22 protein-coding genes and 1 tRNA gene are annotated in these 25,106 nt (G+C 29.0%); 9 read left to right on the top strand and 14 right to left on the bottom strand.

What is annotated here, in order from left to right; genetic code table 11:
• Nucleotides 1-54: 54 nt before the first annotated feature.
• Nucleotides 55-552 carry a metallophosphoesterase gene (locus P161_RS0110800; RefSeq protein ID WP_026777011.1) on the top strand — a complete coding sequence of 166 codons (498 nt, stop codon included), beginning with the start codon at nucleotides 55-57 and terminating at the stop codon, nucleotides 550-552.
• Here the strand turns inward: P161_RS0110800 and P161_RS0110795 are convergent.
• From P161_RS0110795 to P161_RS0110780, 4 genes are all read right to left on the bottom strand, one after another.
• Nucleotides 539-2,398 carry a tetratricopeptide repeat-containing sensor histidine kinase gene (locus tag P161_RS0110795; RefSeq protein ID WP_231494733.1) on the bottom strand — a complete coding sequence of 620 codons (1,860 nt, stop codon included), beginning with the start codon at nucleotides 2,396-2,398 and terminating at the stop codon, nucleotides 539-541. The two genes, P161_RS0110800 and P161_RS0110795, sit on opposite strands and share 14 nt — an antisense overlap.
• A gap of 18 nt (nucleotides 2,399-2,416) precedes the next feature.
• Nucleotides 2,417-3,103, bottom strand: coding sequence for a hypothetical protein (locus P161_RS18380; protein WP_051605718.1), 687 nt, complete (start codon nucleotides 3,101-3,103; stop codon nucleotides 2,417-2,419).
• A 130-nt stretch (nucleotides 3,104-3,233) separates the two neighbouring features.
• Nucleotides 3,234-3,902: a response regulator transcription factor gene (locus tag P161_RS0110785; RefSeq protein ID WP_026777009.1), complete on the bottom strand. Its 669-nt coding sequence runs from the start codon at nucleotides 3,900-3,902 to the stop codon at nucleotides 3,234-3,236.
• 262 nt (nucleotides 3,903-4,164) lie between these two features.
• A complete protein-coding gene (locus P161_RS0110780) occupies nucleotides 4,165-4,596 on the bottom strand; it encodes a DUF4293 domain-containing protein (RefSeq protein ID WP_026777008.1) in 432 nt (143 codons plus the stop codon).
• A 197-nt stretch (nucleotides 4,597-4,793) separates the two neighbouring features.
• Between P161_RS0110780 and rho the strand changes: the two genes are divergently transcribed.
• Nucleotides 4,794-6,515: a transcription termination factor Rho gene (gene rho, locus P161_RS0110775; RefSeq protein ID WP_026777007.1), complete on the top strand. Its 1,722-nt coding sequence runs from the start codon at nucleotides 4,794-4,796 to the stop codon at nucleotides 6,513-6,515.
• A 485-nt stretch (nucleotides 6,516-7,000) separates the two neighbouring features.
• On the opposite strand, the gene P161_RS0110770 is transcribed toward rho, so the two are convergent.
• The 7 genes from P161_RS0110770 to P161_RS0110740 all read right to left on the bottom strand — a co-directional run bounded on the left by P161_RS0110770 (nucleotide 7,001) and on the right by P161_RS0110740 (nucleotide 14,638).
• On the bottom strand, nucleotides 7,001-9,088 hold the full coding sequence (locus tag P161_RS0110770; protein ID WP_026777006.1) for a peptidylprolyl isomerase: 2,088 nt from the start codon (nucleotides 9,086-9,088) through the stop codon (nucleotides 7,001-7,003).
• A 124-nt stretch (nucleotides 9,089-9,212) separates the two neighbouring features.
• Nucleotides 9,213-10,478, bottom strand: coding sequence for a hemolysin family protein (locus tag P161_RS0110765; RefSeq protein WP_026777005.1), 1,266 nt, complete (start codon nucleotides 10,476-10,478; stop codon nucleotides 9,213-9,215).
• A gap of 12 nt (nucleotides 10,479-10,490) precedes the next feature.
• Entirely contained in the window at nucleotides 10,491-10,703 is a 213-nt protein-coding gene (locus P161_RS0110760) for a hypothetical protein (RefSeq protein ID WP_026777004.1), read from the bottom strand.
• Nucleotides 10,704-10,706: 3 nt separating this feature from the next.
• Nucleotides 10,707-11,282 (bottom strand): LPS export ABC transporter periplasmic protein LptC, encoded by a 576-nt coding sequence (lptC, locus tag P161_RS0110755; protein ID WP_231494732.1) that lies wholly within the window; start codon nucleotides 11,280-11,282, stop codon nucleotides 10,707-10,709.
• Nucleotides 11,275-12,612: a lipopolysaccharide assembly protein LapB gene (locus P161_RS0110750; RefSeq protein WP_026777002.1), complete on the bottom strand. Its 1,338-nt coding sequence runs from the start codon at nucleotides 12,610-12,612 to the stop codon at nucleotides 11,275-11,277. The genes lptC and P161_RS0110750 overlap by 8 nt, the downstream gene beginning before the upstream one ends.
• Before the next feature lie 14 nt (nucleotides 12,613-12,626).
• Nucleotides 12,627-13,913 (bottom strand): TonB-dependent receptor, encoded by a 1,287-nt coding sequence (locus tag P161_RS0110745; protein ID WP_026777001.1) that lies wholly within the window; start codon nucleotides 13,911-13,913, stop codon nucleotides 12,627-12,629.
• Nucleotides 13,910-14,638, bottom strand: coding sequence for a type III pantothenate kinase (locus P161_RS0110740; protein ID WP_026777000.1), 729 nt, complete (start codon nucleotides 14,636-14,638; stop codon nucleotides 13,910-13,912). The genes P161_RS0110745 and P161_RS0110740 overlap by 4 nt, the downstream gene beginning before the upstream one ends.
• A 98-nt stretch (nucleotides 14,639-14,736) precedes the next feature.
• Here P161_RS0110740 and P161_RS0110735 point away from each other — a divergent pair.
• Nucleotides 14,737-14,809, top strand: a tRNA-Phe gene (locus tag P161_RS0110735).
• Between the two features lie 40 nt (nucleotides 14,810-14,849).
• On the opposite strand, the gene P161_RS0110730 is transcribed toward P161_RS0110735, so the two are convergent.
• Nucleotides 14,850-15,299 carry a DUF1569 domain-containing protein gene (locus P161_RS0110730; RefSeq protein WP_026776999.1) on the bottom strand — a complete coding sequence of 150 codons (450 nt, stop codon included), beginning with the start codon at nucleotides 15,297-15,299 and terminating at the stop codon, nucleotides 14,850-14,852.
• A gap of 243 nt (nucleotides 15,300-15,542) precedes the next feature.
• Between P161_RS0110730 and P161_RS0110725 the strand changes: the two genes are divergently transcribed.
• Together P161_RS0110725 and P161_RS0110720 are read left to right on the top strand one after the other, a co-directional pair.
• Nucleotides 15,543-17,012, top strand: a complete 1,470-nt coding sequence (locus P161_RS0110725) for a proton-conducting transporter membrane subunit (RefSeq protein ID WP_026776998.1) — start codon at nucleotides 15,543-15,545, stop codon at nucleotides 17,010-17,012.
• Nucleotides 17,012-19,342 (top strand): DUF2309 domain-containing protein, encoded by a 2,331-nt coding sequence (locus tag P161_RS0110720; protein ID WP_026776997.1) that lies wholly within the window; start codon nucleotides 17,012-17,014, stop codon nucleotides 19,340-19,342. Before P161_RS0110725 ends, P161_RS0110720 begins: the two co-directional genes overlap by 1 nt.
• A gap of 154 nt (nucleotides 19,343-19,496) precedes the next feature.
• Here the strand turns inward: P161_RS0110720 and P161_RS0110715 are convergent, their stop codons facing one another.
• Both P161_RS0110715 and P161_RS0110710 read right to left on the bottom strand, forming a co-directional pair.
• Nucleotides 19,497-20,174, bottom strand: a complete 678-nt coding sequence (locus tag P161_RS0110715; protein WP_026776996.1) for a HupE/UreJ family protein — start codon at nucleotides 20,172-20,174, stop codon at nucleotides 19,497-19,499.
• 1 nt (nucleotide 20,175) lies between these two features.
• Nucleotides 20,176-21,327 carry a DUF4198 domain-containing protein gene (locus tag P161_RS0110710; protein WP_197026339.1) on the bottom strand — a complete coding sequence of 384 codons (1,152 nt, stop codon included), beginning with the start codon at nucleotides 21,325-21,327 and terminating at the stop codon, nucleotides 20,176-20,178.
• A gap of 185 nt (nucleotides 21,328-21,512) precedes the next feature.
• Between P161_RS0110710 and P161_RS0110705 the strand changes: the two genes are divergently transcribed.
• From P161_RS0110705 to P161_RS0110695, 4 genes are read left to right on the top strand one after another with little or no spacing between them, the layout of a single operon-like run.
• Nucleotides 21,513-22,139 (top strand): flavin reductase family protein, encoded by a 627-nt coding sequence (locus tag P161_RS0110705; RefSeq protein WP_026776994.1) that lies wholly within the window; start codon nucleotides 21,513-21,515, stop codon nucleotides 22,137-22,139.
• 2 nt (nucleotides 22,140-22,141) lie between these two features.
• Nucleotides 22,142-23,566, top strand: coding sequence for an SDR family oxidoreductase (locus P161_RS0110700; protein WP_026776993.1), 1,425 nt, complete (start codon nucleotides 22,142-22,144; stop codon nucleotides 23,564-23,566).
• A 33-nt stretch (nucleotides 23,567-23,599) separates the two neighbouring features.
• Nucleotides 23,600-23,737 (top strand): DUF2256 domain-containing protein, encoded by a 138-nt coding sequence (locus P161_RS19365; RefSeq protein ID WP_081817020.1) that lies wholly within the window; start codon nucleotides 23,600-23,602, stop codon nucleotides 23,735-23,737.
• The gene (locus P161_RS0110695) at nucleotides 23,713-25,023 is read left to right on the top strand and encodes a DASH family cryptochrome (protein WP_026776992.1); all 1,311 of its coding nucleotides are present in this window, start codon (nucleotides 23,713-23,715) and stop codon (nucleotides 25,021-25,023) included. Before P161_RS19365 ends, P161_RS0110695 begins: the two co-directional genes overlap by 25 nt.
• Nucleotides 25,024-25,106: the final 83 nt, after the last annotated feature.

The raw sequence follows: 25,106 nt of genomic DNA, 5'->3' as shown, positions 1-25,106 counted from the left end.
GTTTTCTTACTTTTGATCTTCTTTGAAGCGTTAAACTTTTCTTACTGTTTTTTAATGACAAAAATTTTACTATTATCTGACACGCACAGTTATATTGATGACCAAATTTTAAAGTTCGTAAAACAAGCTGATGAAGTTTGGCATGCAGGAGATATTGGAAACTTAAAGGTTACTGATACTTTAAAAAGTCTAAAACCTTTGCGTGCTGTTTATGGCAATATTGATGACAATGACGCTAGAGCAGAATTTCCTTTAGATAACAAATTTTCTTTGGAAGGCGTTTCTGTTTGGATCACGCATATTGGTGGATATCCAAATAAATACAATCAAAGAATTAGAGAAGAAATTAAAATAAACTCACCCAAAATTTTTATTTCAGGACATTCTCATATTTTAAAAGTACAATATGATAAAAAACTGAATTTATTACATTTAAATCCTGGTGCAGCAGGCAATCATGGTTTTCATAAAATTAGAACCATGTTACGTTTTGAATTACAAAAAGGAGAAATTAAAAACCTAGAAATTATAGAATTAGCTACACGTGGCTAAATGCTTCTTTTTCTACAATTGGTAAAATTACAGTTATTTTTGTACCTTCATTTAAAGAAGATTCTATATTGAATTCGCCTTTCATCATTTGAATTCTGGCATCTATTTGGTTGATTCCTAAACCATCTTTAATATTTATTGAATTTTTATCAAAACCCACACCATCATCAGAAATAGTAATATATAATGCTTCGTTTTTTTCCTTTAATGCTATAAGTGCATTTGTTGCGTTACTATGTTTTAAAATATTATTCGCAAATTCTTGAGTAATGTTGTAAACCTTAATTTCAAAACCCTGCTCATATCTCCTTACCTTTTTTATATTGGTTTCTATCTTTAAAACTGAATTAGAATATTTTTCTGCAATATCTTTAATGGCAAAATTAAGCCCAAATTTTAGCAATACTGAGGAGACTAATGTATGAGACAAATCTCTAATTTTATGAGACGCTTCTAATATAATTTCTTGCGTTTTGTCTATTTCTACAGGTGTGCTGCCATTAAACTGTTTTCTTGTAGCTTGTAAGTGAAGGGTAGCAGAAGATAATAGAGCACTTACACTATCATGTAAAGTTTCTGCAATTTGCTTTCTTTCAGACTCTTTACCATCTAAAGTTGCATTTAAAATACGGATTTGAGCTTCCGATTTTATTTTTTCTATTTTTTGATTTTGGAGTAATTCTACTTGTGTTAATTCTAAAGCTAAATTGTTTTGTTTTAAAGTTTTTACCTTAATTTTATATGCTAATGATAAAATAATTATCAAGGCTATAATACCGATAATTAAAAAAACTCTCTGATCTTTTAATCTTTTATTTTCTTGCTCTTGTAAAAGAACTTGTTTTTTTACATCAAAATTATATTTTTCAGTAATTTCCTCAACAGCTTTATCAACCTCTCTTTGTCTTATATTACCTTCTATTTCATAAGATTTTTCTTGGAAATCGTACGCTTCATATTCTTTTAAATTTCTCATAGCCCAAGCTAAGTTACTGTACAAACTTGCTTTGGTTATAATTGCTCTAGGATTATCATCATTTTTAATTAAGACTAAAGCCTGATTATATACCTCTTTTGACTTTTGATATTCTCCTTGTGATAAAAAAATATTCCCTAAATTATTTAACGAATTGGCTGCGCTTAAATTGTTATTGTTTTTTTTATGAATAGATAAAGCCTTTCTTACATAAATTTCTGCTTTGACAAAAGAAGAATCTTGCTCATAAATAGCTGACAAATTAGTAAAAGTAATAGTTTTTAAGGATTCTATTTCACTATTTAAAAGAGATAAATTTTCTATTTTTTCATAGTACACTTTTGCACTATCCAAGTAGGCATACTTTTTATTGTGTAATTTAATGCTATCTAAATAAGTAAGCTTATCAGACACATTAATAGATACAAATAATTTATGATAAGTAGAACCTAATTTAAAAATTGAGTTTGCATAATCAACATTATTAAATTGCTTATCAAAATTATCGAAGGTATTTAATTTAGACTTTTGGTAAGATTTTTTAAAATATTCTAAAGATTTTTCATATTTATTAGTTTTATTATAAATATCTCCAATTAGGTAACTTAGCTTGTATGACCAATAGAGATTTTTATTTTTTTTACTATTATCTAAAAGTATTAAAGCACCTTCTAAAGCTTGACCATATTGTCCTTTTTTATAAATAGATAAAACTTTATCATAACTTATTTTAAATAAAGAATCATTTAAAATGGAAATAACAGAAGAAGTCTTTGATAAATAGACTTCTTCTGTGGTTTTTTTATTTTCTAAAGAAAATAAGTTATAAAAATTACAACAAATAAATAAAAGTAAAATTATTTTTTTCAATAAATAAATTTTAAATTATTAACTAGGGTCATTTCCATCTTCAATAATAACTCTTGGCTTTCTTCTGATAAGAGATTCTTCAGAAGATTTAGCATTCGTGTTCTTTAAATGATTTACAAAATCAAGTCTTAAAGTTTTACCATCTTCACTTTCTAAAGTTCTAGAAAAATTAGTTGTAGTGCTTACACCATCTTCTAGGTGAACTTCGTATGTGCTAATCTCTTCATTGTAAACAAAAGATACAGCTACATTATCTTCCACATTAAAAACCAAATTATAAGTACCATCTTGGTTTCCTTGAATGCTATAATCTGCTAGTTTCTTAGAATCATCATTTTTACTAAGCAAAGTAATATTATCATCTGCAATAGTAACAAATTGTTTATCGTTAGTGCTAGCATCAATAAAACCAACTTTTAATTTATTGTTATCTATTAATAATTCTTGAGATGAATTCTTATTAGATTGAGAATTACCATTTGAAAGAAAAAATAATTTTGTATTATCTACTTCTGTCAAAACTCTATCTATTTGTGTATTATCTATAGAGTGAACTGAATATGCTCCAGTAGCATCTCTCTTTAATTTAAATGTTTTTGATAAGTTTGTATTTTGAGCTTCAGAAGGTAAAGACTCTTCATTAGAACAAGAAGTAAATACTAATGTAACGATTGCTGCTAGTGTTAAAAATTTAATTTTTTTCATGGAGGTAAATTTTAAGTTTGATTTATATTATTTAATTAGTTAAAATAGGTTTTGTAACGCAAACAATAAATTATAGAAATTGGGGGATTTTTTTAATTTATTGGGGGACTTTTTTATTGAATTGGGGGATTCATATTATTTTATGTTTCATTGCATACATTACTAAACCTACTACATTTTTTACTTTTAACTTTTTTAATAAACTTTTTCTATATGTTTTTACAGTACTAGTTGCTAAATTAAGCTTGTCTGCTATTTCTGTTGTATTATATTCTTTTGATATTAATCTTAATACTTTTAACTCTCTTTCAGTTAACTCTTCTAATAACTTTTCTTCTGGCATTTCGCCTTCTTCTATTACCTTATGACCAGATAAAATATTTATTAAATCTTTATGAAGGTCGCTACTAAAATATTGTTCTCCTCTATGAACTGCTTTTATACCTTCTATAATATGTTCGCCAGCATTATTCTTTGTAATGTAACCACTACAACCAAGAGACAACATTTCTTGAACAATTTTAACATCATCATAACTAGATAAAATAATAACCTTCTGTTTTATATTTCTTTGTTGGAAATACGTTAAAACTTCAATTCCATCTAAAACAGGCATTGTAATATCTAATATTAAAACATCTGCTTTGTTATCTTTGTTATTAATCCAATCTATTACTTCTTTACCTGTTAAGGAGTAACCAATTGTTTCTATATTTTCGTCAGTATTTATAACAGCTATGATTCCTTCTATTAATATTTTATGATCATCAGCTACATGAACGTATATCTTTTCTTTCATTCTTACATTACAAATTTAAACTACTTATTAATGTTACACAATCCCCCTAAAGGGGGAAATATCGTCTCCCCCTTTAGGGGGAGGCGCCTCCCCCTAAAGGGGGAGATTTTTTTCTCAATTAACTAATTATCAGTACATTAAAAAAATACTATTTTCTCTCGTTTTTTTATTTTAAAAATTGATAACAACAAAATATTCTTAAAATGCAAAAAACCGAGAAAATTTCTCGGTTTTTTTCGCACTAAATATACTACTGTTAGTTTTATCGCAATCTGTCTACAGATTTTATAAGATCTTCATCCTTTTTAATAGCTTTATTTGCCAAAACAACAAGCAAAATAGCCAAAATTGGTAAGAACATCCCAATACCTTTCTCAGAAACTGATGTTTCTCCAGATAAATTTAGAGACAAATAAATCAACAAACCTAGTAAAATAAGATTTATCAAAATTATAATACGTCCAATTACAAATTGTAACTTTCTATTTTTAAATAAAAAAATTGTTACTAATGATAAAATTGCGGACATAATGAACATAAAAGGAATTACTTTTAAAGTAAATACCTCTCTTGAAAACAAATCTACAACAAATATTTTTTCTTTAATTGTATTCCATAAATTAAATACGAAAATTAAACCTCCAGAAACCATAGAAGCTAAAAGTAAATATATTGTTTGTATTCTTTGAATCATATAAAAAAATTATAGCACAAAAATAGAATTTCTTTTTTAAAAAAAGAAAACTAAAAAGTAAAAAAAAAAGTATATATTTGTGGCACAGTACTCACACAAAATATTGTATAGCACTATATACAGTAAATTAAAAAATCAAATAAACAATTTTTTTAATATCTTACTTTAAGATTTATTATAACTTAACAACTATATAAATGTTCGAAATTTCTGAACTGAAAGCAAAAACTCTTGCTGATTTGCAAGTAATTGCAAAAACTATTGGACTTACTAAAACTAGCCAATTAAAAAAATTAGATTTAGTATATCAAATTTTAGATCGACAAGCAGCCAATCCTTCTTCTACAAAACAAGTTACTTCATCCGAAGAAAAAACAACAACAGAAAAACCTAAAAGAAAACGTGTTGTAAAAAATACTCAGAATGAACCTAAAACAGAAGTTGAAGCTAAAAATGATGCTAATACTGATGTGAATTCATCACAAGAAAAAAAGCGCCCTGTAAGAAAGATTGTAAAAAAAGTAGCTAAAAAAGAGGACAATCAAGAAGTTGATCAAAATAAAAGTGAAAACGCTACTAAAAGCAATAGCTCTGATGTTAAGAAAAGTAAACCAAGACCAGTAAAAACTGATTCTAAAGATTCTAAAGATCAGAAACCTGTTCATAAAAATCAGGCAAGAAATAATTCGCCTAGAAATCCTAATCAACAGAAGACAAAAAACACAAATCAGCAAAATAAAACCAACAATAGTAGAAGTAATGGAAATAAATCTAGCAATAGATATAGAGATCCAGATTTTGAATTTGATGGCATTATAGAAAGCGAAGGTGTTTTAGAAATGATGCCTGATGGTTATGGTTTTTTACGTTCTTCTGATTATAACTATTTATCATCTCCAGATGATATTTACGTTTCTCAATCTCAAATTAAATTATTTGGCTTAAAAACAGGTGATACTGTAAGAGGAAACGTAAGACCACCTAAAGAAGGTGAAAAATATTTCCCATTAATTAGAGTTTCTAAAATTAATGGTTTAAACCCAAATATTGTTAGAGATCGTGTTTCTTTTGAGCATTTAACACCTTTATTTCCTCAAGAAAAATTTAATTTAGCAGAAAAAGGAAGTTCTTTATCAACCAGAATTATCGATTTATTTTCTCCTATTGGAAAAGGACAAAGAGGAATGATTGTTGCCCAACCAAAAACGGGTAAAACAATGTTGTTAAAAGATATTGCGAAAGCAATTGCACATAATCACCCTGAGGTTTATCAAATTGTATTACTAATTGATGAACGTCCTGAAGAAGTTACAGACATGCAGAGAAGTGTTCGTGGAGAAGTTGTGGCATCTACTTTTGATGAACCAGCAGATAAACACGTTCGTGTAGCAAATATTGTTTTAGAAAAAGCAAAACGTTTGGTAGAATGTGGTCATGATGTAGTTATTCTTTTAGATTCAATTACACGTTTGGCAAGAGCTTACAATACTGTTGCTCCTGCTTCTGGAAAAATACTTTCTGGTGGTATAGATGCAAATGCATTACACAAACCAAAACGTTTCTTTGGTGCTGCCAGAAATATAGAAAATGGTGGTTCTTTAACCATTATTGCAACTGCACTTACTGAAACAGGTTCTAAAATGGATGAAGTTATCTTTGAAGAATTTAAAGGTACAGGAAACATGGAGTTACAGTTAGATAGAAATATTTCTAACAGACGTATTTATCCTGCAATCGATTTAATTAAATCTTCTACAAGAAGAGATGATTTATTATTAAATGAAAAAACAGTGCAAAGAATGTGGATATTAAGAAAATATCTAGCAGATATGAATCCTATTGAAGCGATGGAATTTATTAATGATAAAATAAAATTCTCTAAAAATAATGAGGAATTTTTAGTTTCTATGAAAGGATAATAATTTTTCTTAAATTAGAAATTACTACTTTATAAAACCTTTTTGAGCAATCAAAAAGGTTTTTTTTATTTGTTTATTTTTTTATCATACTTAGCTAATAAAATCATTTATTAAAAATACGTTTGTAAACTTAATAAGCAATTAATAAGTTCTTTTAGGTTTCAGTTGAAAGCTACTCATATAAGAAATAGGAATATAACTTGATGCTTTAATAGTGTTAATGATAGTTCATTATTTTTTACTGAGTTATTATTATAAATGAAATACTTTTATATTCTTCAAAGTTAGTTCAGTTTAAGTTTTTGTAGCTCAAAATAATTTTAAGAAATAATTCTTTAATACATACATAATAGTAAGTTTATAATAATGCTGATCTGACTATATCCATTTTAAGTCCTAAAAAAATAAACTCTTAAAATAAGAAACAAAAAAAAATCCGTTCAAAAAATGAACGGATTTTATAAAATATAAGAAGTTAAAAAAGTTTAATTCGTGTACATTAAAGCTCTATTATCTTCTATTTCTGATGAATTTTTTATAGCCTCATACATTTTAAAGGTAGAACTTTTTCTTGTTTCCGCTATTCTTTTTCTGCTTGCATCATAATTTGGTAAAGCTGTTGGCATTTCTTTATTTGTTACTTTAAATGCATAAACTCCTCTGTTACCTTCTATTGAATTGTATAATTTATTGATTTCTGCATTGTACATAGCACCAACTATTTTAGGCTCTACCCCAACTCCTGAAAGTGTTGGACTTTTTAAAGTTACATTATTTGCAGTTCTTATACTCTCATTATTAGCTTTTGCAATTGATTCTAAATCTGCACCTTTTAATTTATCCTTAAGCATTGCTGCTTTCTTTTCGTTAGTTAAAATAGGTCTTACAGTACTTGTTGCTTTTTCAACAGACATTAAACCTTTTTCTTCAGAACCTGTAACAAAAGCTACTACATAACTACCTTCTAAATCAAAACGTTTAAAATCGCTCACATTAGTATCGCTACTAAATGCCCAGCTAACTATTTGTCTTTGGTTTCCAAGTCCAGGAACGTTTTCATCTAAAGATTTTAAACCTACAACTGGTCTTGCTATGTAATTTTTCTCGTTTGTTACCTCAAAGTATTTATTTTCTTTAGAAACAGCTAATGCAAACTCTTCTGCTTTTCTAAACATTTCATTTTCTGTAGCTTCAGATGGAACAATTTCAGCACTAAAAGTAGCTAATTTCATCACTTTTTGATTGTTCTTTTGATCATCAATCTTAATAACATGAAAACCAAATGGTGTCTTTACAACATCCATATCTCCTTTTTTACCTGTAAAAGTGTAATCTCTAAAAGCAGGAGTCATTCTGTTATAATTAAACCAATCTAAGTCTCCTTCTTTTTCTCCAGAACCTGTGTCCGATGAAAATTCTTTAGCTAAATCTCCGAACTTATTAGTGTTTCTTTTTACAACACTCAATAAACTATCTGCTAATTTCTTTGCTTCTTCTTCTGTTCTAGTTACATCTGGTGCAACTCTTTGAGCTCCAACAAAAGGTATTAATATATGACTTGCTCTTACAGAATCTGGCATTTGAGTAACTTCTAAAACTTTAGAAATTTTAAAAGCATTTTTATCTTTATAAGGTCCAACCACATCACCTTCATTCCCTTCAAATAATTGATTTGCAATTTCTTGGTTTACGCCACTCTTAAACTGAAAATTAGGATTCAAATTAGAATCTGAATTATTTTCTGATAAAAATATTGCGTCGTTTTCTGTTGCTTTAAAATCTTCAACTAAAGAAACCATATTGTCTTTTATAGCTTGCTCGTCTTCTGCTGATGGAGTAATATTAAATTGAACATAAGATATATCTCTAGAAGCTTCAACTTTAAATTGATCTGCATTTTCTTTGATATATGCTTCTACTTCAGATTTTTTAATTTTTACTAAACTATCTGCAATTGAAGTATAAGGCACATACACATATTGGGCATTTAACTTTACATTATCAATCATGTAAGCAATTTCACCTTCTTTTAAGGAAGCACCTAAACCAGCAGTTACTAAGTTATTGTAAGTATTTCTTTCTGAATTATCTCTAATTTGGTTCATATAAGAAGACCATTGAGACCATAAAGCTGTATTGTTTTCTTTTTCTGTTGCTAAAAATTGTTTGAATTTAGCTTCATCAAATAAACCTGCTTCATTTTGGTATTCTGGACTGCTTTGTACAAATTGAGCATTGATAACTTCGTTCCAAATATCTGCTTCACCAATTGTTATACCAGCTTCTTCTAATTGATTTTTGTATATTTTTTTTCTTACAATGTTATCCCAAACTGTTTTTGCAGCTTGCATTTCAGATATTCTTCCTCCTGATTGTTGTTTGTAAGCTTCTAATTCGTTTGCAAATTCTTGTCTAGAAATAGCTTCGCCATTTATTTCACCAATTTCATTTACTTTACTTGAGTCGAAAAAATCACCAAGTGTTGATGGATCTAATACAAACGCAAAAAGTGCTAATCCAATAATTATAATTAAGAACATTGAGCGTTCTCTAATTTTTGATAAAACTGCCATACTAATTTTAATTTAATTTCAGTTGGCGAATATACGGTTTTTGGTTTTAATATTGCAACGCATTTTTCACTTATTAGAAGCGAGTTACGTACATTTTTTTCAATTAAAAAAAAAGGAAAGTTATTTAGTCTGTTTGGTTGGATATTTTTAGAGACACTTCATCAATTTTTGCCCCACTCATCTTTAAGATTTTAATTTCAAAAGTTTCTAAATCTATCAACTCTTTTTCTTCTGGAATATTTTCTGTATGTTCTATAATAAAACCCCCTAAAGTTTCGTAAGCTTCTGATTTTGGTATATTTAAATCGTATTCTTCGTTTAAATAATCAATCTCTAACCTTGCAGAAAAATTAAATTTAGATTCACTTACTTTCTCTTCTAAAAATTCTTGAGAATCGTGCTCATCTTCTATTTCTCCAAACAATTCTTCTACAATATCTTCTACTGTAATCATGCCAGAAGTTCCTCCATATTCATCGATAACAACTGCAACACTTTTGCGTTTTTTCATCAACGAATTTAAAATATCGTTAATCATCATAGATTCTGGAACAAACTCTAAAGGCAATAAAATTGATTTTATAGTTTTTGGTTTTTTAAACAATTCAAAAGCATTTACATAGCCAACAACATCATCTAAAGATGTTTTGTACACCAAAATTTTTGACAAACCAGTATTGATAAATGTGTTTTTTAAATTGGTAACAGTTTCGTGCATTTCTACAGATACAATTTCTGTTCTTGGCACCATTACTTCCCTCGCTTTTACATTTTGAAACTCTAAAGCATTCTGAAATATTTGGATTTCGGAATCCATTTCATCATCATCATTACCAGAATCTAATTGTTCATTAATATAAATACCTAATTCCTCTTTACTAAATTCCGTTTGTTGTTCATCTGCATTGGTCTTAAAAAAAACACGCAGAAAGAAATCGGAAATCATGGTAATAAATTCAGAGAAAAAATGAAATATATAATAGAATATATAAGCAGGTACAGCAAAAAGTTTTAAAACTTCGTTTGCATAAATTCTAAAAATTGCTTTGGGTAAAAATTCTGCTGTTACCAGTATTATTATTGTAGAAATTATAGTTTGAATTAAGAGTATAGAAAAGTCATTAAACGTTTCAATTGGCAGAAATCTAATGAGCAATTCCCCCATATAATAACTATAAATTACCAAAGAAATATTATTACCAACCAACATTGTTGTAATAAATTTCGATGATTTTTGGGTAATTATTGTTAAGATTTTAGGTATAAAACCTTCTCTTTTTTTTTCTAGCTCAATATGCATTTTATTGGCAGAAACAAACGCAATTTCCATACCTGAAAAAAATGCAGATAGTAAAATTGATATGACAACAATAATGAGTTCAACCTCCATTATATATTTTGGTTATTTTTTGTTTTGCTTGTTTTCATTGTTTCTTTTTTCTACTTTTTTTCTAAAATGTCTTTTAAAGAAAAATACTAATGTAATTAAAACTCCAAAAATAAGGAAGAAATAGGCTCTGTTTCTATCTACATTCCATTGTACAAAAGTTTCTACTAAACAAATAAAAGCAATCATTAAATATCCGTACTGAAAAAATTTCCAAATTCTATTCATAATTTAATCTTCTTTAGTTTCTAATTTTCCTGTTGTTTTTTTTGCGAGATGTTTTGATAAATCATCTTTAGACTCAAATCCAATACCAAAAATAGTGTCATTTTCTTTTGTTAACTTAAATGCTTTTTCCGAGACAAAATATTTTGTTTTTTCGTCCCAAAATAATTGCTCTGTTTCTAATCTTGATTTATCTGCATGATTGATAACAATAACGTTCCCTTTTATTTCTGAGATGGATGTTTTTGCATAAGAAATTGCATAATTACCAGTAATGGTTATGGAATCTTTTCCTTTATTCTCAAAATTAATAATTTTTATTCCAAAAGGAAACTCATTATAAGGATGTTTTTCTCTATTACTAAAGTCTAACATTTTAGGAGTTATTAATTTAGAGGTAATTCTACCAGAATCTTTGTATACATGATACGCATCTTTAGAAATACCTACTGGTAAATTTTTATCAGCCAAAAAGTCTCTAGCTTTTTGCGTATTATTTGTACATGCAAAAAGCATTGCTGTTACAAATAGAACAGCAATGCTTTTTGTTATTATAGAGTATGTTTTGTTATAATTAATCACTAGATGCTATTGTTACAGTTTCACCAATCCAACATTTAATTGTATGAGATTGACCAATTGTTTTACTTGCTGTAAAAATAACCTTTTTAGTTGGTAAACTTCCTTTATAAGATGCAATATATCTTGATGCTAAAGCATAAATACTTGGATCTACAGAGGCTGCTTTTTGCGCTTGTCTTAGTGCTGCTGCATATACCATTCTTTTTTCAAATTCGTCATCTCCACAACTATTTGCGCTAGATGCATACAATCTACCAATTAATAAATAAGCTTTACCAGAGTTAGGATTATATCTTAAAGCCTCTCTTGCCAAGCTTCTTGCACTAGATAATTGACCTCTAGATTGCGCTGCTTGCGCAAATTTTAATTTATAATTTGCTTTTTTAAGAGGATCTGTTTCTAAATCAAAAGACTTTTGTCTCATTTCTGTAGCTCCTTTAGAGTCTCCACTATTTTCTAAAACATTTGCTAAAAACGCATACGCCTCAGGTGATGGAGATGCCTCTGCATACGCTTTTGCTAATTCAGCATATAAAGGATCATCTTGACATTCTTTGTAAAACATTCTAGATACCGCTCTTTTTAACCAAGTTACGTTACCTCTATTTTCATCGAAATCTCTTCTATATAAAGGAATTAAACGTTCACATGTTGCTAATTCAGAAATCATTCTATCCAAACCACCTTCAATTTGACCTAGTGCTTTTGAATTTATAGTGTATGCTTTTAAATTATTTTTTTCTCTTGTATCCAAAACTCTTGTAGAATCTGACAATTCTAAAATTTTCTTTGCATATCCATCTAATTTTTCTCCAACAGATTCTACAACATCATCATAGGTATCAAAAACTAATTGAGGGTTTGTATCTTTATTTCTATCAGTTACTCCCTGAAAATAAATATATAAATTTTTTACACCCATTCTTGTTGGATCTAACTTATATGCTTTATCTAAAAGATTAAAAACCTCATCATCCGTTCCTAGTTTATTTGCTAATAAATATTCTGCATAATCACTATGTACTTTTGCTGGATCTACATCAGGAAAATATTGTAATCTCTGCTCAAAAACTCTTTTTGCTAAAGCTGGATCTTTTTTAATATCTTCTGCAAGCTTAGAACCATATTGATAAATACTTACAGATAAATCTTTACAATTATCCATTAAGTAAATCCAATTGGTGTAGGCATCATCATATTTTTTTGATTGATAATCCCCTTTAAATAAATTGTATTTTACAATACAATCTCTGTTTGCATCATCTTGTGCATTGGTCTTTGCAGATACAAAAAATATAGTAGCTGCTAATAAAAACGTTATTTTCTTCATTTTGATAGTTTTTGTTAATCTATTTTTCTTTTTATGAACCAATTTGTATCTGTAAGAGATAAACTTAATCTAAAATTAAAGTAATTTTCTTGAATTAAATTATTTTCTGTGGTTCCTCTTTTACCAAATTCAAATCCCATATTTACTGTGGATAATCTCTTTAGTGGTAAACCTAAACCAAAAGATATGCCAAAGTCATTTATTTTTGTAAAATTCGAGTTATTTCCAGTTCCATCAACTAATAAACCTGTGTTTTCATAACGTACACCAGCCCTATAAGTTACTCTCTCCCAATAACTTGATATAGAATTAACTTTAGGTAAATAAAAACCTCCTAAAGATATCCTATCTGATTTTCCATATCTATAAGCTCCTGTTGTATTTGTTAACAAATTATTAGAACCTATTGCATTTTGAGTTTCATACTCTACACCTGCATACCATTTGTCTAATTTTCCAAGACCAACACCAAAATTAGATTTTAGTGGTAAATTAAACTCACCATCAATTAAAGTAGAAGATAGCGTATCTTTAGGACTTTCTGCCCCAGAATTTGCAAATCTAAAAGAATATAAATAATCATTTCCTTCTACATTTAAACTATTTCCAAGTTTTACAGTAGCACCTGCAGTAACCGTTAATGAGTTTTCTAATTCTTTTTGATATTGTGCTCCAAATTTTACCGAAGTTCCTCTTAAATTAAGCACTTCATTATATTTAGTAGCTAAAGAAACATTAGCCCTTTGATTTATAATACTATTTTCTATATCTCCAAAACTAAAATCAGCTTCTACACCTAAAGTAAAACCTTTATAAACTTTAATTCCAAAACTACCATAAAATCTATTTACACCACCATTACCCGAATACGCAGTTACTTCTGAAACAGATCCGTTTACTAAAATTGTATTTGATAAAGAATAACCAACTGCAGAAACTGGTTGCATACCAAAAGAAACACCTGCATTTTTACCTACAGGAAAAGCCAAGGCTATATAAGACAAGCTTGTTGAAGTACTATTTTGTTCTGCAGATCCACTTTTAACGGTTAAATCGCTATTTAATAAACCAATAGTGTAAGATGTGGCTCTTAAATCTGCATATGCTGCAGGGTTTGTAAAGTTTAAATACTTATAATGGCTAAATGCTACACCTATACCACCCATAGCGTTTTGCTCAACTGTTCTTGGACTAAATTGATCTCCAATTCCAAAATAAGAATAAGGGGAAGAACTTGTTCTTTGTGCTATAAAATTTACAGAATTTAATAGTAAAAGAATTACTACGATACTTCTAATCATTTGCTTTTGTTAAAAATCAATATTTCATTTAATCCTTCTAGGAGAAAATTTTGATTGGCAAATATGCTACTTTTTAATTGTTTTGACAAGAAATTTGTATCACCTCCTGTTAAAACAACTGTTAAATCTAAATATTTTTTTTTGTATTGATTTATTACCCCGTCAATTTCTTCAATTACACCATTTACAACTCCAGAGTTTATGCTTTCTTTTGTACTATTACCAATAAAATTTTCGGGTTTATTAATCGTTAATAATGGAAGTTTCGATGTAAATTGATGAAGTGATTTGTATCTCATTTCTACTCCTGGAGATATTGCGCCTCCTAAATATTTACCTTTTTTTGTTAAAAAATCGAAAGTAATACATGTTCCAGCATCAATAACTAAGACATTTTTCTTAGGATACTTTATAAAAGCACCAAATACTAGCGCAATTCTATCCACACCTAACGTTGTTGGAGTTGCATATAAGTTCTGAAATGGGATTTTAAGATTCGAAGAAACAAACATAATTTCAACCAAACTTTTTAGCTTTTCTATCTTTTGAGCTGACAAAAGTGCCACACTTGATGCAATTGCAGCAGTAATTTTATATTTTTTTAATATTTTTTTTATTTCTGATATAATTTTCATTTTATCAAAAACAACCAAATCAACAATTGTATCCTCCTCAAAAACAGCAACTTTTACTCTTGTATTACCAACGTCTATTATTAAATTCATTTTCTTTTTTTAGGAAATTCAAAAATACAATCAAATTTTTATTAATTTTATTTAGGAGATGTCAAAAAACATATTATATTTGCATCCGCTAAGGCAATGGTACCTTAGCTCAGTTGGTAGAGCAAAGGACTGAAAATCCTTGTGTCCCTGGTTCGATTCCTGGAGGTACCACTTAAAACCCGAACAATTTGTTCGGGTTTTTTTGTGTTTTTTATTTTAAAATATCTTTAATTATTTTTAAGTGATGATTGGTATGCATTCCCAAAAACTTAATAGTTTGCTTTTTATTTAAATGATCAAAAAAAGGATGGTCAAAAAATTGATTTTCTTCTAATTCATTCATATATTTTAATTTGCTTTTTACTTCTTCTAGTTGATTTTCAATTACCTCTGTTTCTATAATCTCTGGAGGTAACACTCTTTTTGGTGCTTTTACCTTACCTCTTGGAAACTTTCCTAAAGTAAATGTTATAAAACGTACACTATTAAATTTTTTCTTGTAAAGATTTGGATCAGATTCTTTGATTGCCAACAAAACACTATTCAAAACTTTTAAAGAATGATCTAAATGCCAACCAACAGTTGCTTTCGACACTATTAAATTTTTTAGCTCCTTAAACTGAATGGAATCTTCTATAAATTTTAATTCTTTTTCTAACATCTCTTAATTGTATCTATTATTATTTAAAATATTTCCGATAAGTTAATCTCAAAAATATACTATTTATAGACAAACACCATCAATAGGCTTGTTAACTTTAAGGTTTTCACTTTTATTTTACAAAAACCAAAACAATTAGCATAAAAATTACTTATGAATTACATAATTAATATAAATAAAAATACAATGAAATTTAATTCAATATTTGCAACGACAAAATAATAACAAACCAAAACTATTAAAATGAATCTTGAAAACAATCAAAATTTGAATTTAAAAACTTCGGATGGAATTGCTAAAAACCCAACTATCTCTTTGATAGTTGTTGCTTTATTATGGCTTCTTTTTGCAGGAAACCTAATCTATTTAATTTTAAACTTCTTTAAAATGCCAAATTGGAGTTATGGTGATTTTTTAAAAATTAATGGTTTCACAATTTTAATATGGACTACAGTTACCTTTTTTAGTGCTATTGTAAGTACTTATGCAAAAACATATTTAACAGGATTTAAATATTATGCTAAATTCATGTTGCTTTGTTTGGCATTTACAGCATCAGTAATGCTTTTAGTAATGTCCAATCACATTGTTATACTTCTTTTTAGTTGGCTAATAATGGGCGTTTTTATGTCGCAATTAATAGGAATTGATAAAAAATGGGGAGAAGCAAGAGAAGCAGCTAAATTTACGCTAAAATATTTTTTAACAGGAACTTTTTTCTTAACTATTGGATTATTGTTGATTGCTTTTAAAAGTGATGAATTTACAATTACAGGTTTGGCAGTTTCTGTTATAGATTTACCTCCCTACATAACAATGATTGCTGCTTTTTGTGTTATTGCAGCAGCCATTGTACAATCTGCAATTTATCCTTTTCATAGATGGTTATTATCTGCAATGACTTCTCCAACTCCAGCATCAGCCTTAATGCACGCAGGTTTTGTTAATGGTGCAGGAATTTTATTAGCGCTTTTTGCAACCTTATTATTTACATCAGATACACTTACAATCTTATTTGCAATTGGTGGTTTTACAGCAATTATTGCGCAGTTTACTAAACTTTTACAAGTAAATGTAAAACAAAAACTAGCGTGTTCTACAATAGCACAAATGGGTTTTATGATTATGCAATGTGGTTTAGGTTTTTTTAATGCAGCTGTTGCTCATTTAATTTTACACGGATTCTACAAAGCCTATTTATTTTTATCTTCGGGAGAAGAAATTGCCCAAACCACTCCAGAAAAAAATGAATTACTAAAAATAAAACCATTACAAGCTTTAGTAGTTTTAATTTTTGGAACTTTAGGAGCTTACTTATTTATCATTTGGACTGGCAAAGAGCTAGCAATGAACAGCAGTGTATTTTTAACTTTGGTAGTAGCGATTACTGTTGGGCAGGCAACTTATAATATTGTAAAAGAACAAAGTTTATCTGCCATTCAAAAAATTGTAATCCCAGCAATATTATTTGTTGTAGGTATTGGAATTTACGCACTTATGTATAATGGAGTTACCATATTAATGGCAGATATGCCAATGACAAATCAACCTATGCCATTATCTTGGGTGCAAATTATCTTCGGTTTTATTTTCTTAATTGGCTTTTTTGTGATGAAATTAAGAGTATATAAAAAAATTCCTTGGTTGTATGTAAAACTTTTAAATCTATCACAGCCAGCAAAAAAATCAGTCTTAATGTTTAAATCTAAATAATGATGAAACAGCAAATTATAAATAGTATTGATACAGCATCAAAAGTAATTGGTAAAACGTGGCCTTTATATACATTTGTTGCCTCAAATCCTTTATCTGGTTATGAAAATTCAACTTTTTTAGAAGCTGTAAATTCGGCTGAAGAAAATTTTGGAGCAAACGCTTTTCCGTCAGCAAAACTTTACAAACAAGCTTGGCAAAAAGGAGATATTAACAAAGATGTTTTAACATCACTTTTAAAAGAAAGCAACTTAACAGAATCTCCAGAATTTTATTTAAATCTATTAACTTCAGCAAATAAAAAAGAAATTATCAACGAAAATCATTCGTTAGACATTGTCATGGCTAAATGGCTTTCTTCTTTTATGGATGAAGGTTTGGCTGAATGGGAAATGCCCTATAAATCTGAAGGTTTTTATACAGCTTGGAGACTTTTGGTTGTTTATGATGCTGAAACAACAGGCAGAACATCTTTAAAAGAAATTCCGAAAACAAGTTTAGAAACTTTAGAGCAAATTTTAAAAGGTTATTCTGAATCTGACTGTGTAAAAATTTTTACACATCATTTAGCTGCTTTGCCTGGTTGGACAGGTTATATAAACCATAGAACGCAATCAAATTCAGATTGGCACCAACAGTACCCAATTGATGCTATTGATTATTTAGCTGTAAGACTTTGGTCTGCACAAAAATTAAAGAGTTCACTTTTACCAAAAGAGGCATCAGAAAACAAAAACACACTTGTTAAAAAAGTACAATACATTTTCTTAAAAGCTTGGGAACAAAGCTGGCAAAATCAATTGGTAAAAACGTTGGAACATGAATCCATCAAAACACCTTCAGTAGAAAAGAATATTCCTGATGCTCAATTGGTTTTTTGTATTGATACGCGTTCTGAATTGATTAGAAGACATGTGGAATCGAAAGGAAATTATGAAACTTTTGGCTATGCTGGTTTCTTTGGAATTGCGATGGATTATAAAAGTTTAGATGATGGAATTACGCGCAAATCTTGTCCGCCAATTGTGGGCTCTGCGTATGTAGTTTCTGAAGCTCCACAAATAAATAAAGACGTCCAATTTGATGCTTATAATAAGAAAAATGATGTTGCATCTTTTAAAAAATATATTTTAAGAAGAATGAAAAACATGATTCCTTCTGCATTTGGCTATGTAGAAGGTTCTGGTTTATTTTATGGAATTTCTTTAATTGGCAGAACTTTACTACCAAGAAAAATGTATCAAATGGAAGACAAAAAAGCTTCTAAAATAGAGGGTATTTGTCAGCCAGACATGAACAAAGCTATCATTGAAAATAACGATAATACAATTACTTTAGATCAAAAAGTTGGGATTGTAAAATCTGCTTTCGATTTAATGGGTTGGAAACAATTTGCACCTTTGGTAGTTTTTGCAGGTCATGGAAGTCATTCTGCAAACAACCCTTTTAGCTCTAGTTTAGATTGTGGTGCTTGTGCTGCAAGTCCTGGAAGACACAATGCCAGAATGTTGGCAAAATTGGCAAATTTACCAGAAGTTAGAAAATCTTTAGCTGAAAATCACCAAATACACATTCCACAAAACACCTTATTTTTAGGAGCTGAACACAACACAACTACTGATGATATTATTTTGTTTGATGCAGAAGCCCCTGATTATCACAAACAATTAATTAAAGATTTGAAATTAGGCTTATTAAAAGCTCAAAAAACTGCTACTGAAGACAGATTAGGAAACAAAGGAAATAGTGTTTCATCAGCAGAAAAAAAAGCAAATAATTGGGGAGAAACAAGACCTGAATGGGGTTTAGCTAAAAATGCAGGTTTTATTGTTGGTCCAAGAGAATTAACTAAACATACCAATTTAGACAGCCGTTGTTTTTTACATTCTTATGAATGGGAATTAGACACAGAAGGAAAAGCTTTAGAAGGAATTATGCAAGGTCCTATGACTGTAACACAATGGATTAATAATCACTATTATTTTTCTACTGTTGATAATAATTTATATGGTGGAGGAACAAAAATAACGCATAATATTACAGGAAAATTTGGAGTTGTTCAAGGAAATGGAGGCGATTTAAAAATGGGATTACCTCTACAATCTTTGTTTGGTTCAGATGAAAATATGTATCATCAACCTTTGCGATTGTCAGTAGTTATAAAAGCACCAATTGCAAGAGTATCAGAAATTATTGCAAGAAATGCTGGCACAAAAACATTGTTAGATAACGAATGGATTTATTTAATGGTTATGGATCCAACAAGTAAAAACGAAGTTTTTAAATACAAAAAAGCCATTCAATGGGAATTGGTTTCTACTAAAAATTAATCATAATCTTTTTTAATCATCAACAAAAAACTCCAGCATAAAGTTGGAGTTTTTTTTTTAGCTCTGTAAGAGCATAATATGAATATCAAAATATTGATTAGGGAGATTATGAAAGCTTCATATATTTAGAAACCAATGATTATTAATAAAATATTTAATGTTGATGAAAATAACCATACAATTGATGTGCACATAAAACCAAACCAATCAAAATTAAATAGGTGTTTGCAGCTTTATAAAAAGCTTGATAACTGTTTTTCTTTTGCCATTTTGTAATGATAAAAACTATAGGAATCAATGCTAAAACTTGCCCTACTTCTACTCCCAAATTAAAGCTTAAAATCTTCAATAAAAATTGCTCTGTGCCAATTGCAAAAGATTGTAATCTTGTTGCCAAACCAAAACCGTGAATTAAACCAAACAGAAAAACCATTAACAATAAATTAGGCGATTTTACTTTTAATTTCTTAAAACCTCCTAAATTTTCAAAACCTTTGTAAAAAACACTTAAAGCAATTACAGCATCCACTAAATGCTCATTTGCAGTAATGCCTAAATAACTTGCGCCAGTTAAAGTGATGCAATGTCCGATTGTAAAAACAGTGATAAATTTTACGATGTCTTTAAAACGTTTCAAATAAAAAACAACACCTGCTAAAAACAATAAGTGGTCATAACCTGTTAACATGTGTTTTGCTCCCACAAAAACGTAAGACAACAGACCTCCATTATTCAAAATTTCTTGGTCTCCAGAACTAACATCGTGTGCGAAAATTGTTCCTGAAAACAGCAAAAATATAAATACCAAAAATCCTTTAAAAGTTGATTTCATACTATTTTTTTCGATTGAACCAAAAGAATAGAATAGCTATAACTATAATACTAAAAATCCAGAAAAAATACGAAGGAATTCCTTCATCTTCATGAACATGTGCTGCAACTTCTGAATCAGCATGACTGTGTTTTGTTTCAAAAGTTAAGGTTGCCCAATTAGATTCGTGTGTTAAATTATCTTCTTCCGAATTTACCAAATGAATTGTTCTAAGAAACCAAATTCCGTCATTCGTCAAATTTACATCAACAATTCCCTGAGAATTTGTTCTTAATTTTTGACCAGTTGTATGTGTGTGGTTTTCATCTGCATCTTTATGAGCGTGCTCTTTATCTACTGAATGAGAATGTGTTTCATCAGTTTTAGCATGTTGATGAGCTTCATTTTCATGAGTAAGTTCTTTTTCATTGGCATGAGAATGACTTTCTCCATTTGCATGAGAATGCTCCTTTTCTGAACTATGAGAATGAGATTCATCACTTAAATCATGAGAATGTTCAGCAGTATTATTATGAGAATGTCCGTTTTTTTGTGCCTTAAAATCCGCATATACTAATTGGTTTACTAAAGGCTGCCCATCTCTTAGTAATTTAACTTGTAGTTTATCTCCTGTATGCAAATCATATGGGTTTTGCATAGGCACAAATTCTATTGGATATCCTAAAACTGTATTCCAATCGTCACTTTTTTGCTCACCAACTTGAAAAATTGCTTTTACATGTTTGGAATATCGCTCAACTGCATCTTGCTCTAAAGTATTGTTTGCTTTTCTTTGCGCTAACATGTCTAAAACTCCATCATGTTCTAAATATGCGTTGAATTTATCTGCAGTCATTTTAAAATCTCTAGACTTTGTAGAAACACCAGCAACCCAAGTACCTTCATTACCTGTTTTAAAAGTAAGCAAGGTAATACTATCTTTTTCCGACCATTGATTCTCATCAAATTTAGTTAGTTTTCCATTACCAACCAAACTAACATCGATCATTCTATCTCTATCAATTATATTTTCACTTTTATCAAAAGTGCCATTAAATAATTGAATTTTACTTTTTTCATTTGGCTTCAAAAAATAGGTATCCATTTTCAAATACATATCATGGCTACAAAAAACTGCAATACATAAAAGTGCAAAGATTTTTTTTCTCATCATTAAAAAGAATTTCATAAAAAATTGTGGGCAAAATTAAGTAAAAAATTAAAAAATAAGGTTTTAAAAAAGGAATTAGAACGTTAAAAAAAGTCTATAATTGGTATTTAACAAAAGATTATTGTTTACTAATTATCAATAAAACTTAAACAATTTGTATCTTTGTTTACATCAGCTAAAATAAAAACATGCAATTTTTTAATCAACAAGACATTCATAACCTCGATAAAATTTATCGAATTAATTTAATAAACAGTTGTTCAGGCTTTAAGTCTGCCAATTTATTAGGGACAATTTCAACAGAAGGTATTACCAATGTTGCCGTTTTTAGTTCAGTAACACATTTGGGTTCTAATCCACCAACCTTAGGTTTTATTTTAAGACCAACCACAGTTCCAAGAAATACGCATAAAAACTTAAAAGATTTAGGCTATTTTACCATCAATCATATTTGGGAAGAAGTTATTGAAGACGCACACCACACTTCTGCAAAATATCCAGAGGATGTTTCTGAATTTGATATGACCGATTTTGAAGCTGAATTTAAAGGAAATTTTAAAGCTCCTTTCGTAAAAAATGCACCAGTACAAATGAGCATGAAATTTATTGAGGAAATTTATGTACCTTCAAACGATGTACTATTAGTAGTAGCTCAAATTGAGGAATTATATATAAAAGACGAATTGCTAGAAAATGATGGATTAATAAATTTATCTAAAGGAAATGTTGCCACCATTAATGGTTTAGATACGTATGCAATTCCTAAATTCAAACAACAATTAACCTATCAAAGACCAAAAGCAACAAAAAAATAAATATGAAAATTCTTGTAACAGGAGCAACAGGTTATATTGGCAAAAGGCTAATTCCGTTATTAATTAATGATGGTCATGTAGTTGTTTGTCCTGTTAGAGATGTAAAAAGAGCAGAAAGTTACTTTAAAGAAGAACAAAATATTATTTTAGTTGAAGCTGATTTTTTGAAAGCTGACTCTTTAAAAAATATTCCAAATGATGTAGAAGCTGCCTATTATTTAATTCATTCCATGTCTAATTCTGCAAAAGAATTTCATGTTTTAGAAGAAAAATGTGCATTCAACTTTAAAAGATATGCAGAAAACACCTCCTTAAAACAAGTTATTTATTTAAGTGGAATTACCAATGACACAAAGCTATCTAAACATTTATTATCAAGAAAAAATGTTGAAAAAGCATTGAGTTCTAATCAATATGCTTTAACAACTTTTAAAGCTGGAATTATTGTAGGTTCAGGAAGTTCATCCTTTGAAATTATTAGAGATATTGTAGAAAAATTACCCTTTATGATTGCTCCTAAATGGTTAAATACAAAAACACAACCTTTAGGAATTAGAGATGTTTTAGCCTTTTTACATAAAGCTTTGTTTAAAAAAGAATTGTTCAATACTTCTTACGATATTTTTGGGCCAGAAATTATGACCTACAAAGAAATGTTGCTGCAATTTGCAGAGTTCAGAAAATTAAAAAGAACCATTATAACTGTGCCTGTAATGACGCCAAAACTGTCTTCTTACTGGTTATACTTTGTAACTTCTACTTCTTATAAATTAGCTTCTTCTTTGGTAAATTCAATGGGAGTTGAAGTGATAGGAAACAAAAGCAACATCAACCAAATACTTGATATTGAGCCAATGTCTTACAAAAAAGCATTGGAATTGGCGTTTAAAAAAATAGAACAAAATAGTATTATTTCTAGCTGGAAAGATTCTTATGTAAGTAGTAAATTAAAAGGTTTTTTACACGAATTTATTAATGTACCTGAATATGGTTGCTTTAAAGATTTTAAGAAAAGAAAAGTAAAAGACAGAGCTATTGTGCTCGACAGAATTTGGGCAATTGGTGGAAATACTGGTTGGTATTATGGAACTTTTTTGTGGAAAATTCGCGGATTTATGGATCAGTTTTTTGGTGGTGCAGGTTTACGAAGAGGAAGAAGACATCCTACAGAACTAAATGTTGGTGATGCTTTAGATTTTTGGCGTGTAATTTATGCAGATAAAAAACAAGGAAAATTATTACTCTACGCAGAAATGATTATGCCTGGTGAAGCTTGGTTAGAATTTAAAATAAAAGAAGGCACTTTATATCAAACTGCAACTTTTAGACCTCATGGTTTGGCTGGCAGATTGTACTGGTATTCTGTAATGCCTTTTCATTGGTTTGTTTTTAATGGGATGATCAACAATGTAAATAAATTAAAATAATAAAAGAAGTTATAAAACTCACTTACTTTAAAAATGCACAAAAAACAACATTTACCAGAAAAGGATTGCATAGTTTGTAAAAGACCCTTTACTTGGCGAAAAAAGTGGGAAAAGAATTGGAACGACGTTAAATATTGTAGCGAAAAATGCAGGAGAAACAAAACAACATAGGCTTAATTTGGTTTCGTAATAATTTACGAACACAAGATAATATATCATTAAAAAAAGCAATCGACAATCATAAAAAAGTAATTGCTGTCTATTTTTTTGATCCAAAACATTTTCAAGAAGATGAATTCGGATTTAAAAAGACGGAGAAGTTTAGAGCAAAATTTCTACTTGAAACGATTATAGATTTAAAAGAAAACTTAGCAAAACTAAATATTACGTTGCTTACCTTTTTTGAATCACCAGAAGATAAAATTTCTTTTTTGGTTGATGAATTTTCTGTGGATACCATTTACACGCAAAAAGAATGGACAAAAGAGGAAGTTGAAACGAATAATTTGATTAAAAATACACTTTCTGAAAAAGTAAATTTTGTGGAAGATTATGATCAGTTTTTATATCACCCAGAAACGGTTTCTAAAAATTTCGAAAAAATTCCTGATGTTTTTACAGGCTTCAGAAAAAAGCTAGAAAAGTATGTTGCTATTTTACCAGAAAGTGAGGTTTCAAAATTAACTTCGGATAATTTAGTGGAGAATTCAACATCAATTCCAAATTTAAAAGAATTGGGTTTTGATGATTTTGAAGCGCACAGAAATTCTGCATTTCCATTTAAAGGAGGAGAAACTGAAGCTTTAAAAAGATTGAATCATTATTTTTTTGAAACCAAAAAAGTTGGCTATTACAAACAAACTAGAAATGGGCTAGTTGGCATTGATTATTCAACAAAATTTTCTACTTGGTTGGCAAATGGAAGTTTATCAGCCAAAACAATCTATTATAAAATTAGGGAATATGAGCAAGAATTTGGTTCAAATCAATCTACCTATTGGGTAATTTTCGAATTGATTTGGAGAGATTATTTTAAATACATTTCTTTAAAATACGATGCTAAAATCTTTAAAATTGGTGGAATTCTAGATAGAAATTACGATTGGAATACTGATAAAAAAACAATTCAAAAATGGATTAACGGCGAAACCAAAGACGATTTTGTTAATGCCAACATGATTGAGCTAAAAGAAACGGGTTGGATGAGCAACAGAGGCAGACAAAATGTAGCTTCTTATTTTGCAAAAGAATTGTTGTTAGATTGGCGAATTGGAGCTGCCTATTTTGAGTCGGTTTTGTTAGATTATGATGTGCATAGTAATTATGGAAACTGGATGTATGTTGCTGGTGTTGGTAATGACCCAAGAGATCGAAAATTTAATACCCAATTACAAGCAGATCGTTATGACTCGAATCATAAGTTTCGAAAAATTTGGTTACATAAAACCTTATTTTAAAGTTATTCTACAAGGTCTCAAAGACCTTATAGGCATAAATAATTTCAATAAATACCTACAAAGTTTTGAAAACCTTACAGGAT

This window comes from Polaribacter sp. Hel_I_88 (genome assembly GCF_000687935.1).
Classification (GTDB): domain Bacteria; phylum Bacteroidota; class Bacteroidia; order Flavobacteriales; family Flavobacteriaceae; genus Polaribacter.
The sequence above is the reverse complement of the archived record's forward strand: the minus strand, read 5'-3'. Positions and strand labels throughout refer to the sequence as shown.

What these genes read in the sequence shown, in the direction of transcription:
- P161_RS0110800 (WP_026777011.1), top strand. Translation starts at nt 55, where the DNA reads ATGACAAAAATTTTACTATTATCTGACACGCACAGTTATATTGATGAC.
- P161_RS18380 (WP_051605718.1), bottom strand. Translation starts at nt 3,103, where the DNA reads ATGAAAAAAATTAAATTTTTAACACTAGCAGCAATCGTTACATTAGTA.
- P161_RS0110785 (WP_026777009.1), bottom strand. Translation starts at nt 3,902, where the DNA reads ATGAAAGAAAAGATATACGTTCATGTAGCTGATGATCATAAAATATTA.
- P161_RS0110780 (WP_026777008.1), bottom strand. Translation starts at nt 4,596, where the DNA reads ATGATTCAAAGAATACAAACAATATATTTACTTTTAGCTTCTATGGTT.
- rho (WP_026777007.1), top strand. Translation starts at nt 4,794, where the DNA reads ATGTTCGAAATTTCTGAACTGAAAGCAAAAACTCTTGCTGATTTGCAA.
- P161_RS0110770 (WP_026777006.1), bottom strand. Translation starts at nt 9,088, where the DNA reads ATGGCAGTTTTATCAAAAATTAGAGAACGCTCAATGTTCTTAATTATA.
- P161_RS0110765 (WP_026777005.1), bottom strand. Translation starts at nt 10,478, where the DNA reads ATGGAGGTTGAACTCATTATTGTTGTCATATCAATTTTACTATCTGCA.
- P161_RS0110760 (WP_026777004.1), bottom strand. Translation starts at nt 10,703, where the DNA reads ATGAATAGAATTTGGAAATTTTTTCAGTACGGATATTTAATGATTGCT.
- P161_RS0110750 (WP_026777002.1), bottom strand. Translation starts at nt 12,612, where the DNA reads ATGAAGAAAATAACGTTTTTATTAGCAGCTACTATATTTTTTGTATCT.
- P161_RS0110745 (WP_026777001.1), bottom strand. Translation starts at nt 13,913, where the DNA reads ATGATTAGAAGTATCGTAGTAATTCTTTTACTATTAAATTCTGTAAAT.
- P161_RS0110740 (WP_026777000.1), bottom strand. Translation starts at nt 14,638, where the DNA reads ATGAATTTAATAATAGACGTTGGTAATACAAGAGTAAAAGTTGCTGTT.
- P161_RS0110730 (WP_026776999.1), bottom strand. Translation starts at nt 15,299, where the DNA reads ATGTTAGAAAAAGAATTAAAATTTATAGAAGATTCCATTCAGTTTAAG.
- P161_RS0110725 (WP_026776998.1), top strand. Translation starts at nt 15,543, where the DNA reads ATGAATCTTGAAAACAATCAAAATTTGAATTTAAAAACTTCGGATGGA.
- P161_RS0110720 (WP_026776997.1), top strand. Translation starts at nt 17,012, where the DNA reads ATGATGAAACAGCAAATTATAAATAGTATTGATACAGCATCAAAAGTA.
- P161_RS0110715 (WP_026776996.1), bottom strand. Translation starts at nt 20,174, where the DNA reads ATGAAATCAACTTTTAAAGGATTTTTGGTATTTATATTTTTGCTGTTT.
- P161_RS0110710 (WP_197026339.1), bottom strand. Translation starts at nt 21,327, where the DNA reads ATGATGAGAAAAAAAATCTTTGCACTTTTATGTATTGCAGTTTTTTGT.
- P161_RS0110705 (WP_026776994.1), top strand. Translation starts at nt 21,513, where the DNA reads ATGCAATTTTTTAATCAACAAGACATTCATAACCTCGATAAAATTTAT.
- P161_RS0110700 (WP_026776993.1), top strand. Translation starts at nt 22,142, where the DNA reads ATGAAAATTCTTGTAACAGGAGCAACAGGTTATATTGGCAAAAGGCTA.
- P161_RS19365 (WP_081817020.1), top strand. Translation starts at nt 23,600, where the DNA reads ATGCACAAAAAACAACATTTACCAGAAAAGGATTGCATAGTTTGTAAA.
- P161_RS0110695 (WP_026776992.1), top strand. Translation starts at nt 23,713, where the DNA reads ATGCAGGAGAAACAAAACAACATAGGCTTAATTTGGTTTCGTAATAAT.